General features: G+C 58.2%; 13 protein-coding genes. 2 read left to right on the top strand and 11 right to left on the bottom strand.

Translation table 11 applies throughout. The annotated features are described in order from the left end of the window. Position 1 precedes the first annotated feature (1 nt). The 11 genes from LC093_RS05945 to LC093_RS05995 all read right to left on the bottom strand — a co-directional run bounded on the left by LC093_RS05945 (position 2) and on the right by LC093_RS05995 (position 13,826). Positions 2 to 586 carry a tetratricopeptide repeat protein gene (locus LC093_RS05945; protein ID WP_226663189.1) on the bottom strand — a complete coding sequence of 195 codons (585 nt, stop codon included), beginning with the start codon at positions 584 to 586 and terminating at the stop codon, positions 2 to 4. After that, positions 586 to 3,978, bottom strand: coding sequence for a tetratricopeptide repeat protein (locus LC093_RS05950; RefSeq protein ID WP_226663191.1), 3,393 nt, complete (start codon positions 3,976 to 3,978; stop codon positions 586 to 588). The genes LC093_RS05945 and LC093_RS05950 overlap by 1 nt, the downstream gene beginning before the upstream one ends. Next, positions 3,971 to 6,064 carry a tetratricopeptide repeat protein gene (locus LC093_RS05955; protein WP_226663193.1) on the bottom strand — a complete coding sequence of 698 codons (2,094 nt, stop codon included), beginning with the start codon at positions 6,062 to 6,064 and terminating at the stop codon, positions 3,971 to 3,973. The genes LC093_RS05950 and LC093_RS05955 overlap by 8 nt, the downstream gene beginning before the upstream one ends. 2 nt (positions 6,065 to 6,066) lie before the next feature. Then, complete coding sequence (locus tag LC093_RS05960; RefSeq protein WP_226663195.1) at positions 6,067 to 6,585, bottom strand: hypothetical protein; 519 nt, start codon at positions 6,583 to 6,585, stop codon at positions 6,067 to 6,069. 338 nt (positions 6,586 to 6,923) lie between these two features. Continuing rightward, positions 6,924 to 7,424, bottom strand: a complete 501-nt coding sequence (locus LC093_RS05965; protein WP_226663197.1) for a molybdenum cofactor biosynthesis protein MoaE — start codon at positions 7,422 to 7,424, stop codon at positions 6,924 to 6,926. 4 nt (positions 7,425 to 7,428) lie between these two features. Next, positions 7,429 to 7,677, bottom strand: a complete 249-nt coding sequence (gene moaD, locus LC093_RS05970) for a molybdopterin converting factor subunit 1 (RefSeq protein WP_226663199.1) — start codon at positions 7,675 to 7,677, stop codon at positions 7,429 to 7,431. Then, positions 7,674 to 8,165 (bottom strand): cyclic pyranopterin monophosphate synthase MoaC, encoded by a 492-nt coding sequence (gene moaC / locus LC093_RS05975; RefSeq protein ID WP_226663201.1) that lies wholly within the window; start codon positions 8,163 to 8,165, stop codon positions 7,674 to 7,676. The genes moaD and moaC overlap by 4 nt, the downstream gene beginning before the upstream one ends. A 132-nt stretch (positions 8,166 to 8,297) precedes the next feature. Then, positions 8,298 to 9,773 carry a pyruvate kinase gene (gene pyk, locus LC093_RS05980; protein WP_226663202.1) on the bottom strand — a complete coding sequence of 492 codons (1,476 nt, stop codon included), beginning with the start codon at positions 9,771 to 9,773 and terminating at the stop codon, positions 8,298 to 8,300. 44 nt (positions 9,774 to 9,817) lie between these two features. Next, positions 9,818 to 11,125, bottom strand: coding sequence for a glycerate kinase (locus tag LC093_RS05985; RefSeq protein WP_226663205.1), 1,308 nt, complete (start codon positions 11,123 to 11,125; stop codon positions 9,818 to 9,820). A gap of 74 nt (positions 11,126 to 11,199) precedes the next feature. Beyond that, positions 11,200 to 12,510: an NCS2 family permease gene (locus LC093_RS05990; RefSeq protein ID WP_226663206.1), complete on the bottom strand. Its 1,311-nt coding sequence runs from the start codon at positions 12,508 to 12,510 to the stop codon at positions 11,200 to 11,202. Positions 12,511 to 12,827: 317 nt separating this feature from the next. Then, positions 12,828 to 13,826, bottom strand: coding sequence for a lipid A deacylase LpxR family protein (locus LC093_RS05995; RefSeq protein WP_226663208.1), 999 nt, complete (start codon positions 13,824 to 13,826; stop codon positions 12,828 to 12,830). A 170-nt stretch (positions 13,827 to 13,996) separates the two neighbouring features. Between LC093_RS05995 and LC093_RS06000 the strand changes: the two genes are divergently transcribed. Together LC093_RS06000 and LC093_RS06005 are read left to right on the top strand one after the other, a co-directional pair. After that, on the top strand, positions 13,997 to 15,055 hold the full coding sequence (locus tag LC093_RS06000) for a bifunctional nicotinamide-nucleotide adenylyltransferase/Nudix hydroxylase (RefSeq protein WP_226663210.1): 1,059 nt from the start codon (positions 13,997 to 13,999) through the stop codon (positions 15,053 to 15,055). Between the two features lie 65 nt (positions 15,056 to 15,120). Next, a complete protein-coding gene (locus LC093_RS06005) occupies positions 15,121 to 15,945 on the top strand; it encodes a metallophosphoesterase (RefSeq protein WP_226663211.1) in 825 nt (274 codons plus the stop codon). Positions 15,946 to 15,994: the final 49 nt, after the last annotated feature.

A 15,994-nucleotide genomic window follows, 5' to 3' on the forward strand; every position in this document is an offset into this window, starting at 1 on the left:
ATCAGTTTGCCCGCCGCTTCAGATCTGCCACCCAAATGGAGACGTTCGCGTCATCCGGCTCATGATTGAGGTAGAGCTGAAATTGTGCGAGTGCACAATTCACATCCTGGAGATAGAGGTCGCAGAGGATGCCGAGATTTTTGATCAGCGGCAGATTGTCCGCGTGCACTGCCAGAGAGTCCGCATAGGTTTTGCGGGCTTCGTCAAATCGGCCCTGGTGGCGGTAGAGTACCGCCAGTTCGTTACTTGCGACCGGATCCAAAGGCGCAGCGCGCAGGGCTTCCAGAAATGCCTCTTCTGCATGCTTCTCGTCGCCGGTACGGAAATAGGCGATCCCCAGGTTTACATAGGGTGCGGAGAGTCGCTGCTCCCGGGCGACAACACTTTGCAGCAGGTCAATGGCTTCTGGATAACGCTCGCCTTGGAGATACTCCACGGCCTGCAAAAAGTCGCGATTCACACCGCCGGAAACCTTGACGCTCAGCGGGTCTACCGGGCGATTGGAGGTTTGCGGGCCACTGGCACAGGCAGCCAGCAGCAATACCGCCGCACATACCGCGGGGCGCAGGAAATTATTCCAACTCATCAGCCCTGATCCTCCTCGGATTCATTTTCCGCGATCACCTCGGATGCTGGCTCAACCACTTCAGGCTCGGGAGTTTGCTCCGCCTCTTCGATCTTTACCGCAGCTTCCTCGATGCCGCCCTCTTCTCCACCCTCTGCTGACGGGTTCACATCTGCAGTCGACTCATCAGCCGGAGCTTCGGCTTCAGCCACCTGCGGCTCACCGTTGTTTGCAGGTGCTTCCACAGTCTTGGCAGCCACGTCAGGGGCAGCCACTTCAGGCTGAACCGGCACCGGCACAATAGTGGTGAGAATATTGCCCGCATCTTCTTTGCGGTCGTAGCGCGAAGGCACCAGGCCGGCGAGCTGCTCGATACTTTTCGCAATCCACTGGTTGTAGATACCCGCAGCCATCAGGTCGATATTTTTCTCGTGTACCGAGATCGCCCTTTCCTCGAACGGGTAAATCTGTTCCTCCAGTGCCAGCTCGTACTCTTCGAGCTCCAGGGCGCTGAGGTTAGTCGGCCGCTCGGATTCTTTGAGCGCGCGACTGAAATGCAGGTAGATTTCACCCAGGTAGAACGTCGCCGCCGCAGTGACATCCGCCACCTGGTAGTCGATCAGGTCCGAGAACGCATTGACCGCAGATTTCATCCGCGTCCGCTTCGCGTTCAGGTTCTGCTCCAGCGGTGCAACCAGGGCAATCTCCCGGAAGGCATCGTATCTGGGTTCCGCCAGCTGCAGCGCGGCGGTACCGGCCAGATAGCGGGTGCGGTCGTTGCGCTCATTGCCGCCACGCAGTTCGATACGCACCATGTCTTCCAGAGTATTGAAGTACGCCTTGCGGTTGCCGCTGTTGTTATAGATATCGGCAATCTTCTGCCGGGTTTCCAGCGCGGGCTCCATCGGGCTCGGGAAGAGTTTCACGTAGCGGTTCAGCACCGCCAGTGCTTTGTCAAAACTCTTCGCGGCACTGTACAGGTCTGCCGCCTGGGTCAGTGCTTCACGGCGTACATCCTCGTCTTCCGACTCCTGCTCAATGCGCTCAAACTCGGCACCGGCAAGCAACAGCTGGCCGCTCTCCTGATATACCACCGCGAGCTTTTTAGTAACTTCTTTTTGCAGCTCGTGCTGCGGGTGGTTGGTACGGAATGCCTTGAGCACGTCCGCTGCGCGCACCCAGTTCTGCAACTGGATCAGCGACGCCGCAGCATCGTACTCCGCGGTGGCAAGAATGCTTGCACCCGGTGCCGCCATACGGATACGCAGGAAATGCTCGGCAGCAGCAGCGTGGTCTTCAGCCTTGCGAGCAACATCGCCCTGCTGGTAGATGGAACCAGCCAGATTGTCGATCAGGTCCGCGCGATCCTTGGCATCAGCCGCGGTAAGCGCCAGCGCTTCGCGATAGCCGGATTCGGCGTCCACGTATGCCGCGGTATCAAACGAGGCGTGTGCCACCAGCAACCAGGCAGAGCGACGGATTTGCTGGTCGGCCGCGGGGAATTTTTCCAACAGCAGGCGGCCGTTCTGAATGGTTTCAGCAAAACTCTTCAGCTTGTACAGGTCATCCACCGCGCCCAACAGAATCTGCGGTGCCTTCCCATGCTCCGGGAAGGTCTCGGCAAAGGTCAGGGACGAGCGGATAATCTCTTTCTGCACCGCGGTTTTCTCGGCGGTACTGCCCTTGGCCAGGTTGTTCTTCAGGTGCTCGCGATAAGCAAATACCGCCGCATAGCCCGCTTCACTGGCATCCTTGTGCGCCTCGTACTGGTAAGCCGTCCGTTCATATTCCTGCGCCGCGTTCATAAAGTCGCGGTTTTCCAGCATCAAGCCAGCCAGCTGATAGTTGATCTCCGGCGCCTTGGGCTTATCCGCGAAGGAGCCGAGATAACGGCGATACCAGTGAATGGCCTCGGCGTAGTGCTCGCCTTTCTTGTCCTTGAGTTTTTTGTTCTGGTAAGCCGCGTGGTAATGACTCGCCAGGTCGATCAGGTTGGTCTGCAGGAATTCCACCGCGGTGGCATATTCCTGAATATCGAATACGGTCCAGTACTCGGCATCCAGCGCATAGGTGTTGGCGAAGTCTTTTTTCGCTTCCAGTACCAGACGCGGGAAACCGCCTTTCTGGTAAATCTCGATCACGCGGATGGAGAAATCGGGAGCCACCTTATGCAGCGGGTTGCGCTCAACAAACGCGGTATAGGCTTTCGCCGCATCCTGATAACGACGTTTGTCCAGGTAGTACTCGCCCAGGTGGCTGTAGACGTAGGACTCGTAATCCCGCGCACCCTTGCGGGTAAAATAATCCACAATGGACTCGGCACCGCCGAGATAGGAGAAGCTCAGGCTGATAACCCGGAAGGTATCTTCGATGTGCTTGCGCTCGGTTTCGTTCGTTTGCTGTTCGAAGTCGTAGCCATCGGCGACCTTGACGTCGAGCATGCGCACGAAATCATCCAGCGCCATCTCATACATATCCTGCTTGAACAGCGCCCAACCGCGCTTGTAAAGCGCCAGCTCATAGAAGCTGGACACTTCCCCAATATCAATTACCCGGCCGTAGGACTCTTCCGCATCCAGGTATTTCTTGCGGGTAAAGTAGTATTCGCCGAGGCGGAAAAACGCTTCGTCCACATGGCGGGATGCGGGATATTTGGCGACCATCTGGCGCAATACCTGCACCGCTGCATCAATTTCCCCGATTTCCTCGTAGGCCCGGGAGAGCTGGTACATCACCTGATCATTGCGTTCGTACTGGGGATATTCAGCCAGCAGTTTTTTGTACAGTTCAATCGCCTCGCGGGCGTTGGCTGCGAGCAACGCATCCGGGTCGTCGCCGGGAAGGCTGCCACCGAGGTCTGGTGCCGCTGACTGGCTGCGATCAATGGCCAGGTTCGAACTGGCACGCGCCTCAAAGTCGGATTCACTCTCACCACTGGAACGCGCGACACCGTCGAGCGCCAGCGGTGCCTGCTGGCTCACCGCAGCGAGCTGTGCCGCTTCCGGTGCGTCCAGCGCTTGCTGACCCGATGCCGGAGCGGACTGCGCACGGCGTGCGGCTTTGTCGGTTGCCGCAGCCACTTCTTCTTCGGAAAGAATACGCGTTGTGCTCGACGCGCCTGCACCGCCGGCTTCCGCGCGGTGGGCCTGCTTGATCTTGAGGTCTGCAATCCGGCGGATGGCTTCCGGCGTCAGTGCGGTTTCCGGTGTTTCCTGCAGGTATTTCTGGTAACTGGCCAGCGCCTTCTCGAGACTGCCGTCAATACGGGTCTCACGGATTTCGATATCCACATTTTTCAGGCTGCCAATGGTGTTACCACTGTTGCTGGCGCAAGCGCTGAGCAACAGTAGTGCGGATGCAGTAGTGGCAAGGCTCAGGGTATTAAAACGGGCACTTAGCACTTTCTTATTCACTGTCTGCGCCCTCGCCATTCTCCACGGGAGCCTCAAGTTCCGGCGGATTATCCACAGGCAGCGGTTCGCCATCGGGGTTCGACGCAGGCTCGGCCTGCTTCAACTGCTCCACCTGTTCCTGATACAACTCAACTTTCTGCGCATCCTGGCGCTGTTCCTGCAGCTCGTTGGCCCGGTCGTAGCTGTCTGCCAGCGCGAAACGCGCCTTGATCTGGTAGCTCTCGAGCTGCGCCCGCTGCTGATCCAGTTCATTAATGGCGAGCTGTTCCAGCATGCGACCCTGGCGCGCCATCAGCTGGTCGATTTTTTCCTGGGCCTGGTTCAGACCACTGCGCAACTGCACAATCTGCTCACCATAACCCTCGTAGCTATGGGTTGCGGCCTGACGGCTGCGCACATAACGCTGGTAGGTTTCCTGCAGGGTGGCGATAACACCGTCCAGTTCGCGCAGGTTTTTGTAGGCTTCGGTCAGGCGGTCATCAAACAGCTTTGAAAGCTTGAAGCGCAACAGGCCTTCCAGGCGCGCGATACGTGCTTCCGTCTCTTCGCTGTTCAGGCTGGGATTGTACGCAAGCAATGCGCGCATTTTTTCCAGCCGCAGGAGCGCGTCGGTTTCCTCGCTCTTGGCCAGCAGTTCTGGCCGGCGATTTACCAGCAGGTTTTCGATACGGCTTGAAAGGCGCTGGCGCTGCTCCAGGCGCATTTTGATGCGCGCATCAATCTGCCGGAACTGCACATCCAGGCCTGGCAGGATCGGCTCGTAATAGGCGCGGCGCAGGGCAATGATTTCGTCAAAGGAGTCGAGACTTTCCAGCCAGGCTTTGTTGCGCTCAAACAGGTCGTTCAGATCCTGGTAGTTGCGCAGAAACTCCTGATAGTCGTTGGAGGCCATTAGGTCGAGCAGGTAATGGGTTTCCGGTGCTCCAGGCAGTTTACGCAGTTCCACCACCCAGTTTTTTACCTGGTTGGCTTCTTTACGACGCAGGGCTTCCAGCAGTTTGCCCTCTCGAATACTCGTGATGGACTGGGACAGCACATCGACCTGCTCACCGAACAGATCCAGGGCCTGGCCATAATTCACTGCCGCGGTGCTGTGCACATCCAGCTTGCCGTAGGCGTAGGGTACCGCCAGCATGGCCTCATGCACGGCCTTGTTGGTTGGCTGGCGCTCTTTCAGCAACTGCCAGGGCACCAGTGCACGGTCGTAGCGGCCCGCGTTCGCCTCTACCCAACCGGCACCCAGCAGCGCCTGATTGGAAAACGGGCCGGAAAGCTGTACCCGGTCAAAATAGGTGCGCGCACGCTCATACTCCTTGGCTTCCATCAATTGGTAGCCAAGCAGCAGATTGGTTTTATCCTGCAGCGCCTGCGCGCCTTCACTGGCACCGGTATTGCGCCCGAGCCCATCCAGCTCCAGCACACCACGTTCGGTGTCGCCCGCTTTCAACAGGGCAATGCCGAGGTTGTACTCCACAAAACCGGAGATCGATTTCTCGCCCTTGAGGTCTCGCAGCAGAGCAATGGCCTCTTCGAATCGGCCCAGTTGCATATAGACCCGGGCGCGCAGGAACTGCTCTTCCGCGCGCACTCTTTCGGGTACACGCCCCTCGATCACTTCCAGCGCCTTCAGGGCGTTGGCGAACTGCTGTTTCTGGTAGTGAATACGCGCGAGCCGGAAAGCCGCTTCATTTTTGATCGCCTGCGATACATTGCCTTTCAGCACGGCCTCGATAGCGCGGCCGGCTTCCCGGTGCATGCGATAGGAAAGCTCGAGATCGCCTACTGCGAACTCCGCCTGACCATAGTGGATATTGAACGGGTCCAGTGCCGGGTCGTCCAGCAGACGGAACTGCTTCAGCTCGGTATCCAGCCCGGTGATCGCATCGAAGTACGCATCCTGGTGTGCGTAAAACAGAGCCTCACCGAAGAACAGATCTTTCAGCTCATCGGTATGCAGTGCGGTGGGGTCGAGCGTTTCTTTCGCCTCCGCGAGAGAGGCCACCCCCATAGGCACGGCGACAACGCACAGCGAAGACAATGCCGACAGGGTTGCGCCGGCAACCGCACGGGCCAGACGGGAAGACATGATTACCAGTCCTTAAAGTTGATCGCGGACTGGGTGCCGGCAATCTGGATTTCAACGAACTTGGGACCTACCGCTTTTTCCACGTTGTAGGTTGCCGTTCCGCGATATTCCTTGCCTGATTTTGACTTGCCAAAGTAGTTGATCACCAGCGGATGCCCACCGGTCTGCACGTTGGCGGTGTGAATACGCTGCACCCCGCCCTGCTGCAGGGCTTCGATTTCCCGGTAGGTGTAGAGGTGGTGAGCAACTACCTGGTTGTCCAGCTTGACCTCTACGGACTCGAGACTGAAATCCTCACTGCCCGCCAGGGAAATAAAGAATGCAGCCTGCGTGTTCGAGGGGAACAGGAGCTTTTCTTCGAGTCGATTCAGCTCAGAGGTGAGGCTAATCACATCTTGCTTGACGTCCTGGATCTGCTCATCGAGCCCGCGGATCTCTTCGCGGCTCACATCCTGAGCGTTGGCCAGTGAAGACAGTGACATCAGCAGTGCTGCTGTCAGCGATATCAGAATTCTGCACATATCCCTTTTCATACCTCCGGCCCGCCCCGTGACTAGAAAAAACACAGCACTGAGGCCACAGCGTGTGCTTAGCGGTGGGATTGTATTGCAACCAAGGCAAAGGGATATGTGAGGCGCTTCAAATCTCGCGCATTGAACTAGAGGTGAATTTTTTCTTTAAATTCAAAGGACAAGGCGTTTTTTCTCGAAGTTGTGACAGGTTTCACGCACTCAATCGAACTACGGCGTGTGACCGGATTCTCAGATATCACAATTAACGAGAACACTGTTCGGTCAGATATTTGTAACAGACCACAAATAGCCCGGAAATAGACCGGGAGTAGTCTACTGATATGCGCTCACCATTTTTGCAGTGCGGACTCATCACTTTTTTTCGCTTCAACCCACTGACCGGCACTGCCACCCGCAGTCAGTTCCTTTTTCCAGAAAGGCGCACGGCTCTTGAGAAAGTCCATGATAAAGGCACAGGCATCCAGCGCCGCCTGCCGGTGTGCCGAGGTGATCCCCACAAAAACAATTTCATCACCCGCGGCCAGCCGGCCATAACGGTGGATAACCCGGACCCGGCCCAGGGGCCAGCGCTCGGCCGCCTCGCGCGCGATCGCGTCCAGGGCAGACTCGGCCATACCCGGGTAGTGCTCCAGTTCCATTACCGCGACAGCAGATCCCGATGATGAAGAGTCAGGTGCGGTTGTTGCTGAGATCGCTGGTGAAAAATCCCGCACATTGCCCACAAAGATCGCGGTTGCACCATCGCTGGTATTTTCCCGGCGCAGCGCGTTGTACTCCGCCCCGGGATCAAAACCTTCCGCCTGAACCACAATCGAAATATCAGTCACGCACTTACCCCCCGGTCACCGGCGGGAAGAAGGCGACTTCATCGCCATCGCGCACCGCAGCATCCCCGTGACTGAGTTCCTGGTTACAGGCCATTTGCAGGCGCTCATTAGCCAGGGCAACCCGCCAGGTATCGCCTTTGCTGGACAGTACCTCGCGCAGCTCACCCAGCGTGGAAACACCGCCGGCTTCCACCTCCAGACTGTCGCAATCCAGCTGCTCCCGCAGCCCGGCAAAAAACAACACCTTGATCACTGCCCCACCTCCGCAGAATCCGCCACCCAGTGGCCCCGCTTACCGCCGGTTTTTTCCTGCAGTTTTGTCGGCCCGATCACCATCGCCGGATCTACCGCCTTGCACATATCGTAAATGGTCAGCGCCGCGACACTGGCCGCAGTCAGTGCTTCCATCTCCACCCCGGTGCGCCCGGCGAGCCGGCAGTAGCTCTGGATTTGCACGCAGTTGTTCGCTTCATCCAATACAAAATCCACTTGTACCTTGGTCAGGGCGAGGGGATGACAGAGGGGGATGAGGTCTGCGGTTTTCTTGGCGGCCTGGATGCCGGCAATACGGGCGGTGGCGAGCACATCGCCTTTCTTGTTGTTGCCGGCCTTGAGCTGGGCAAAAGCTTCCGCGGACATCGCAACGGCGGATTCCGCGCGGGCACTGCGGTCGGTGATGTCTTTATCAGTGACATCCACCATGCTGGCTTCGCCCTGCTGGTTGAGGTGGGTGAGGCTCATAAGGCGCGTATCCCTGTAAATCGATTGGCCGGTAAGTGTACCCAACACCAAGCAGGGCCCGCACCTGCCCTTGCCGGTTTTATTGCAGAGGAATGTTTAACCCTCGGCCCCCGGGGTGGAGAGAGTCAGTAATCAATCACAGACTTCGAGAATCTTCAGGGTGTTGGTGCCACCGTGGGACTGCATCAGGTCGCCGCGAATCAGGATCACCTGGTCACCGACATTGACGATGCCCCGCTCCTTCAAGACATCCAGTGCGCGCTGATTTAGCTCCTTGTCACTTTGATTCCCGGGCTCAAACAGCAGGGAAATCACCCCCCGGTACAGCGCCATGCGCCGCTGCGCGATCGGGTCGTGCGCCAATCCCACGATGGGCAGGCCGGAGCGGATTCGGGAGGCGATCAACGGCGTGTAGCCGGTCTGGGTCATGCACGCGATAGCGGTAACACCGGCCAGATGATTGGCCGCATACATGGCGGAGAGCGAGATAGTCTCGTCGATACGGGAGAAGCCCTGGTGCATGCGGTGGCCGGATTCCTGTGCGGACCTTTCCCGTTCCGCGCCCATACACAGGCGATGCATGGCCTCGACCGCTTCCACCGGATAATCCCCGGCAGCGGTTTCCGCGGAAAGCATCACCGCATCCGTGCCATCCAGTACCGCGTTGGCCACGTCGAACACCTCCGCGCGTGTGGGCAGCGGGGCCTTGATCATGGTTTCCAGCATCTGGGTGGCGGTTATCACGGCGCGATTGAGCTGGCGGGCGCGCTTGATCATGCGCTTCTGCACACCGATCAGAGCGGCATCCCCGATTTCCACCCCGAGATCGCCGCGCGCAACCATCACCGCTTCCGATGCCTCGATAATTTCGTCCAGGGTCGCATCGTTTTCCACCGCCTCGGCGCGCTCCACCTTGGCTACCAGGCCGATATTCCTGCCCGCGTCCCCCAGCAATGCGCGCGCTTCACGCATATCCTCGGCGCTGCGGGGAAAGGAGACCGCGAGGTAATCCACACCGATATCTATCGCCGTTTTGAGATCCGCCTTGTCTTTATCGGTCAGCGCCGCGGCAGAAAGCCCACCGCCCTGCTTGTTGATCCCCTTGTTATTGGAAAGGCTGCCGCCGACCACCACCCGGGTAATTACTTCACTACCGCTAACCTGCTCCACGTCGAGCACCACGCGGCCGTCATCCAGTAACAGCCGGTCGCCGGCCTGCACGTCGTCGATCAGGGACTTGTAATCGCACCCCACCCGCTCAATTGAACCATCGTTACTGCCAAGGGCCATATCGAGCACAAACTGCTGTCCTTCCGCCAGCGAAACCGCACCCTCTTTAAAGCGCGCAATGCGAATCTTCGGCCCCTGCAGATCCCCCAGAGCAGCGACCGCTTTGCCCAAGCGCACAGCGATTTCCCTGACCTGCTGCAAACGGCGGCGATGGTCTTCCGGCGTACCGTGGGAAAAATTCAGCCGCACCACATCGACACCCGCCCTGAGCAGTTTTTCCAGCACCCCGTCCTTGTCACTGGCCGGCCCCAGGGTGGCAACAATCTTGGTGCGGCGAATAGGGTTGGCAATACGCTCGATGGCGGGAATCTGGCTCATAGGGATTCTCTGGTTCAATCGCGCGAGGTTCAATCACGCGTGGTTCAATCGCGCGGCAATATCAGGATTGCGCGGAAGTCATTGACGTTGGTCCTTGTAGGGCCGGTCACGATCAGGTTTTCCAGCTCCGCAAAGAAACTATAGGCATCGTTATTGGCGAGAAAGGCGTGTGGGTCGAGCTGTTGCGCCCGCATCTTCGCCCAGTCAGCAGGGGCAAAATGGGCACCGGCGTTGTCTTCGGAACCGTCGATGCCGTCAGTATCGATGGCAAGCCCGTAAATGCCCGGAGCACCGGCCAGCGCCGTAAACAGCCCCAGCAGGTATTCCACATTACGCCCACCGCGGCCATTTCCGGTTACGGTGACACTGGTTTCGCCGCCGGAAAGAATAAGCAGCGGGCGAGAGATGTCGTTCCGGGCCTGCAAGGCCAGCTGAGCGTGACTCTGCCCCAGCTCCCGCGCCTCGCCCTCCAGGTCATCGCCGAGCACCCGGACCTCCGCGCCAGCGTGCAAAGCCGCGGTATTGGCAGCATCCAGCGCATCCTTTGCCGTAGCCAGCATATTCGCGCTGTCGCGGGCGAACCCGGCATCGCCCTGCCTGGGCGCGTCCATATCACCCTGTAAGTGGCTGCGCACATTGTCATCAATATCGATGTTGTAGCGTTGCAGGATTTCCAGGGCATCGGCGGGGGTGGAGCGGTCGGGCAGCGTGGGGCCGGAGGCGATCAACGTGGGATCGTCCCCGGGCACATCGGAAATCAGGTAGGTCACCACGCGCGCGGGATGCGCGGCGGCGGCGAGGCGCCCGCCTTTGATCGCCGACAGGTGGCGGCGCACGGTATTGATCTCGCGAATCGGCGCACCGCTGCGCAACAGCGCCTTATTGATCGCCTGCTTTTGCGCCAGGGTGAGACCGGGGGCGGGCAGTGTCATCAGCGCGGAACCGCCACCGGAAATCAGCGCGATGACCAGATCCTTCTCGCCCAGTTTATCCACAGCCTCCAACATACGCTTTGCCGCAATTTCGCCCATGTTGTCCGGCATGGGGTGTGAGGCTTCCAGCACTTCGATCTTTTGGCAGGTCGCGCCGTGCTCGTATCGGGTAACCACCAGACCAGACAGGTCGGCATCCGGGTAGTGTTCAAACCAGGCCTGTTCGAACGCTGCCGCCATCGCCGCAGCCGCCTTGCCAGCACCAACAATCACCGTGCGCCCCGCCGGGGGCTCCGGCAACTGCGCCGGCAGTAACTGCTGGGGATGCACTGACGCAACCGCCAGGGATGCCAGCTCCTGCAGCCAGGCCGAGTATTCATCCGCACGCGCGAGTGATTCGATGGACGGCAATGCCCTCATAAGACGCACTCCTGATCTTGTTATCGATTATTTTCAGTATTGCGGCGGGCACCCCCTGCCCGCCTTGCGCCAGCTTACAGAAACGCAAACTTGGCGATAAAAATGGCACTCAGTACATAAAGACTGAGCGAGACCTTCTCATACTCCCCGGTGAACACCTTGAGAATGGTGTAGGTGAGAAAGCCCAGTGCGATACCGTTGGCGATGGAAAACGTCAACGGCATCATGACCACGGTCACAATGGCGGCGATGGTGTCGGTCTGATCCTTCCAGTCGATATGGGCCAGCGTCCCCATCATCAACATGGCCACATAGATCAGCGCACCCGCACTGGCAAAGGCGGGGATCATTGCCGCCAGCGGGGTAAAGAACATCGCCAGCACAAACAGGATGCCGACCACAACCGCGGTTAGCCCGGTGCGCCCGCCCACCGCCACACCCGATGCACTCTCGAGATAACTGGTGACCGGCGGGCAGCCAAACAGCGCACCGATCACACTGGAGGTACTGTCCGCCTTGAGCGCCTTGGGCAGGTTTTCAATCTTACCGTCGTCGTCGATCAGGTTGGCCCGGTGCGCGACCCCCATCAATGTGCCGGCGGTGTCGAACATGTTCACAAACAGGAAGGCCAGGATGACACTGACCATCCCGATATCCAGCGCTCCCTTTATATCCATCGCCAGCCAGGTGGGCGCGAGGCTCGGCGGGGTGGAAACAATCCCCTGATACTCCACCAGCCCAAGCCCCCAGCCGATCAACGTCACCGTCGCCATGCTGATCAATATCGCGCCGAACACATTGCGATGGCTGAGTATCGCGATCATCAGAAAGCAGAGCGCGGCTAATAATGGCTCCGGCTCGCGGAAAGACCCCAGGCTGACCAGCGTCGCTTCATTGGGCACCACGATTCCAGCGGTCTTGAGGCCGATCAGCCCCAGAAACAGGCCGACTCCCGCGCCCATCGCAAACCGCAGGCTGAGGGGAATCGCCCCCAGCAGCCATTCCCGTATCCGCGACAGGCTCAAGATCATGAACAGGATGCCGGACAGGAAGACCGCGCCCAGCGCCACCTGCCAGCTGTAGCCCATATCGCCAACTACCGTATAGGCAAAGAAGGCGTTGAGCCCCATACCCGGCGCCAGGCCAACGGGCCAGTTGGCATAAAGTCCCATCAAAAAACAGGCAATAGCCGCGCCAACACAGGTGGCCACAAAAGAGGCGCCGTGATCCATCCCCGCATTGGCCATCATGTTTGGCGTGACAAAGATGACGTAAGCCATGGTCACGAACGTCGTGATCCCGGCAATAACCTCCTGCTTTACGGAGGAATTGTGTTCACGCAGCCTGAAAAAACGCTGAAAGAAACCGGACTGGTCGTGGTTCACTCGAATCTCCGCTTGTTATTCCACTGGCTCCCCGCCGAATACCGAACCGCTATCCACACTCCCCACAGAAAGGTGCAATTACGCGGCAGTCAGCGAAACCTACAGAACAAAAGTATGCCGCAAATGTTGCGGCAAATATGGAATATCTTAGTTGCTTTACGCGGAAGCCGCGGCACCTGGAAGGACCCGGCAGCAAAAGGGGGAAATATTGAAGCGACAAACCTGGGCCTCTCTGAAGCCGCTATTAAGTTTTATCGCCCGAGCAATCCGGAGAGCAGCCATTACGCGACCATGAGGAGAAGCCTACGCGCCGCCAATCAGAAAGTAGCCATTACACCCAGGCCGGAAAAGTTCACGTTCTCGTACTGGCCAACAAATTCGCGTGACCTGCGCACATGGTACGCAGACCAGGTAAAACGCCCCGTGGCAAAACCGAACCCGAAACGCCAATCGCCTACGCTGGTTTCTTTTTCAACGCTGTGGCTATCCTTGAAGTTATTGCCATCGAGAAAGATATCCCGGGCAATATAGCGCTGCTGCCAATCTGTGAAGAAATACCAGCCAAGGTCCAGCGTGCCACCGGCAAGGCCCGGCGCCTGAGTGAGCGGCGGTAGGCCGTCCAATGAGGCACTGGCATACAGGTCGCGTCCGAAACGCATGCCGACGCCTGCCGCCACTTGCGTGGACACATTGCCGAGGCTGCCACCCAGATTCCCGGACAACTCCCAATCCAATGCGGACTCACCGATGGAATTGATGTAGGCCCACTTGCGACCGCAACTCACCAACAGCGCAGGTTCATCATGCAACTGGTTGTCCCAGCCGTTGACCTTATAAGCGCGGACCAGATCATGGGCCCAGCGCTGCACCCGCTGCGCCCCCGAGGACGGGCCGACAATGCCGGCACTGACATCCAGCCGATCAATCACCTTCAAGTGGCTTTCCGGGCGAAGCTGCGCGGAAGTCACCGACATTCCCAGATACAACCAGCCCGCGTAGGGCCGGTCATCCAGAATCAGCTCCGGGCGCTCGATTTCATAAGGGGTGAAAATGGCCTGGCCAAGAAAATACTGCGCATGCAACTCCCGCCCATCATCCGTCCACGGCAAAAGCCATCGCGACCACTCTGGCGCCGAATCCGGAGAATAGCCAAGCTGCATCCCCTGGGTGTAGTAAGCATCACTGGCACCGTCGAAGGAGTCATTTTCGACTTGAATTGAAAGTGTTCCCGCTAGCGCGGGGACACAGCAGACGACTGCCAGCGAGAGCACCTGCAACGGCAGTCGGAGAAGTGCTTTCCATGCATTTTTATCCATGGAGCGAGCCTAGCCAACCGGCACGAACGTGCCAGAAACTCGCGTAAAGATGGATGCCTAATCACAACAACCCTTGACATAGTGTCCTTTAGACACATACTGTATCGCAGTATCGATTCACAGCCAGGGATAGACCCAGGCGTTTACTTTTCAGCAAGGAGCTTGCTGCTATGTCCAGAGACTATGATTTCGCGGTCTTTATCGGTCGCTTCCAACCTTTCCATTCCGGCCACCTCAAAGTGGTTACAGAAGGCCTCGCAAGGGCCGGCCAGCTGGTGATACTGATTGGCTCGGCGTATCAGCCGCGCAATCCTCGCAACCCCTGGACACATGAGGAAAGGGAGAGTTTTATCCGGTCCTGCCTGACGGAAGAAGACAACAAGCGGCTGATCTGCCTTCCGCTGATGGATGTGCCCTACAACGATGAGCTGTGGGTTCGCAATGTTCAGAACTCCGTCAACGGGATCGTGACCGCTCGCCACTCTATACCCCACAAAGCGCCCAGGATCGCCCTTATCGGGCACCACAAGGATCACACGGGTTTTTACCTGAATTTATTTCCTCAGTGGGAGTCCGTCCCGGTCAATAACCATAAGGCGATCAGCGCGACGCCGATACGGGAAGGACTGCTGGGCGATGACACAGACACTTATCTGCAAGACCTGGTGAAATCCGAGTTAATACCTGCCACAGTGGGAACAGAGCTCGAGCGCTTTATTCACAACGACCCCGCCTACGGTGCCATGCAGGAAGAGATGGCATTTATCAAACGGTATAAATCTGCTTGGTCAGCGGCGCCGTATACACCCACTCATGTCACCGTCGATTCGGTGGTGGTGCAATCAGGGCATATCCTGCTGGTTGAGCGCAGGGCTTTTCCCGGCAAAGGGCTCTGGGCACTGCCTGGTGGCTTCGTTGACCCGAACGAAAAGCTCGTGGATGCGTGCCTGCGAGAGCTGCGGGAGGAAACACGCCTCAAGGTCCCCGCCCCGGTTTTGAAAGGGTCAATAAAACGCCAGGGGGTGTTTGATGACCCACACCGCTCTGCCCGGGGAAGGACAATCACGCACGCTTATTACATTGAGCTGGAGCCCAGCAAGGAACTGCCAAGGGTAAAAGGCGGAGATGATGCGAAACGTGCCCGCTGGTTACCGCTGGCTTCCCTGAATCCACAAGAACTGTTTGAGGATCACTACTACATCATCCAGAATCTGATCGGTGGCGCCTAAAATGTCCCTGCAATGTATTCAGGCACCGGCTGCTAGTATTTATCGTCGTATTAGGGAAGTCATTCATGCCCATGTCGATTTTATCGAATATCGGTCAAAACCCATCCGGTCGGGATTATGTGGTCGGCGACGTGCACGGCCACCTGCAGCAGTTGCAACAGCAACTCACAGAGCTCGGCTTTGATCCGGAGCGAGATCGTCTTTTCTGCCTCGGGGATATTGTCGACCGGGGCCCCGACAGCGCAGCCATGGTCGAGCTGATCGACCAAAAGGTGTATTTCAGTATTCTCGGCAACCATGAAGCGATGATGATCGCTGGGTTTGAAGACCCAGACTCTGTGGCATTACATTCGGCTAACGGCGGCGAGTGGTTCTACGAACTTTCCCAATCGGAACAGAAGAAACTTGTAGAAAAAGTCCGCCAATGGCCCTGGGCAATGGAAATCGCCGTACCCCAGGGTACGGCCGGGCTTATCCACGCGGATGTGCCCAACAGTGACTGGCACACAGTGAAACATCTATTGCAGGAAATCAGCACCAGCTGGGCGTCTGGTGCCTCCCTGTCCGAGCCGCACATTTCCGCTGCAGCACAACCTCTTCTTTGGAACAGAAGCCTGATCAGGCAACTCTATCGTGGGATTGCCGGGTTCGGCGCGGGCAAGCGCGATATCACTGAGTACAAACGCCTCTTCCTCGACCGAGCTGACCGCATGGAAGTACTCGGCGAGCAGCCCGCCTCCCCATTCCAGGTTCCGGGTATCAGCGCGGTATTTATGGGGCACTCGTATGTCCCCTTCGCCATAGAAGTCGGCAATTGCCATTTTCTGGATATTTATCGAGGGGAGCCAGGCGACAAGCTGGGGATCGCCTGCATAAATGCGCCCTCCTGAGATCCGTCTACCTTTAGCGCCATCATAAGGCCGCCTTCCAGCCGCAGCT

It is taken from the genome of Microbulbifer aggregans (assembly GCF_020524005.1).
GTDB lineage: Bacteria > Pseudomonadota > Gammaproteobacteria > Pseudomonadales > Cellvibrionaceae > Microbulbifer > Microbulbifer aggregans_A.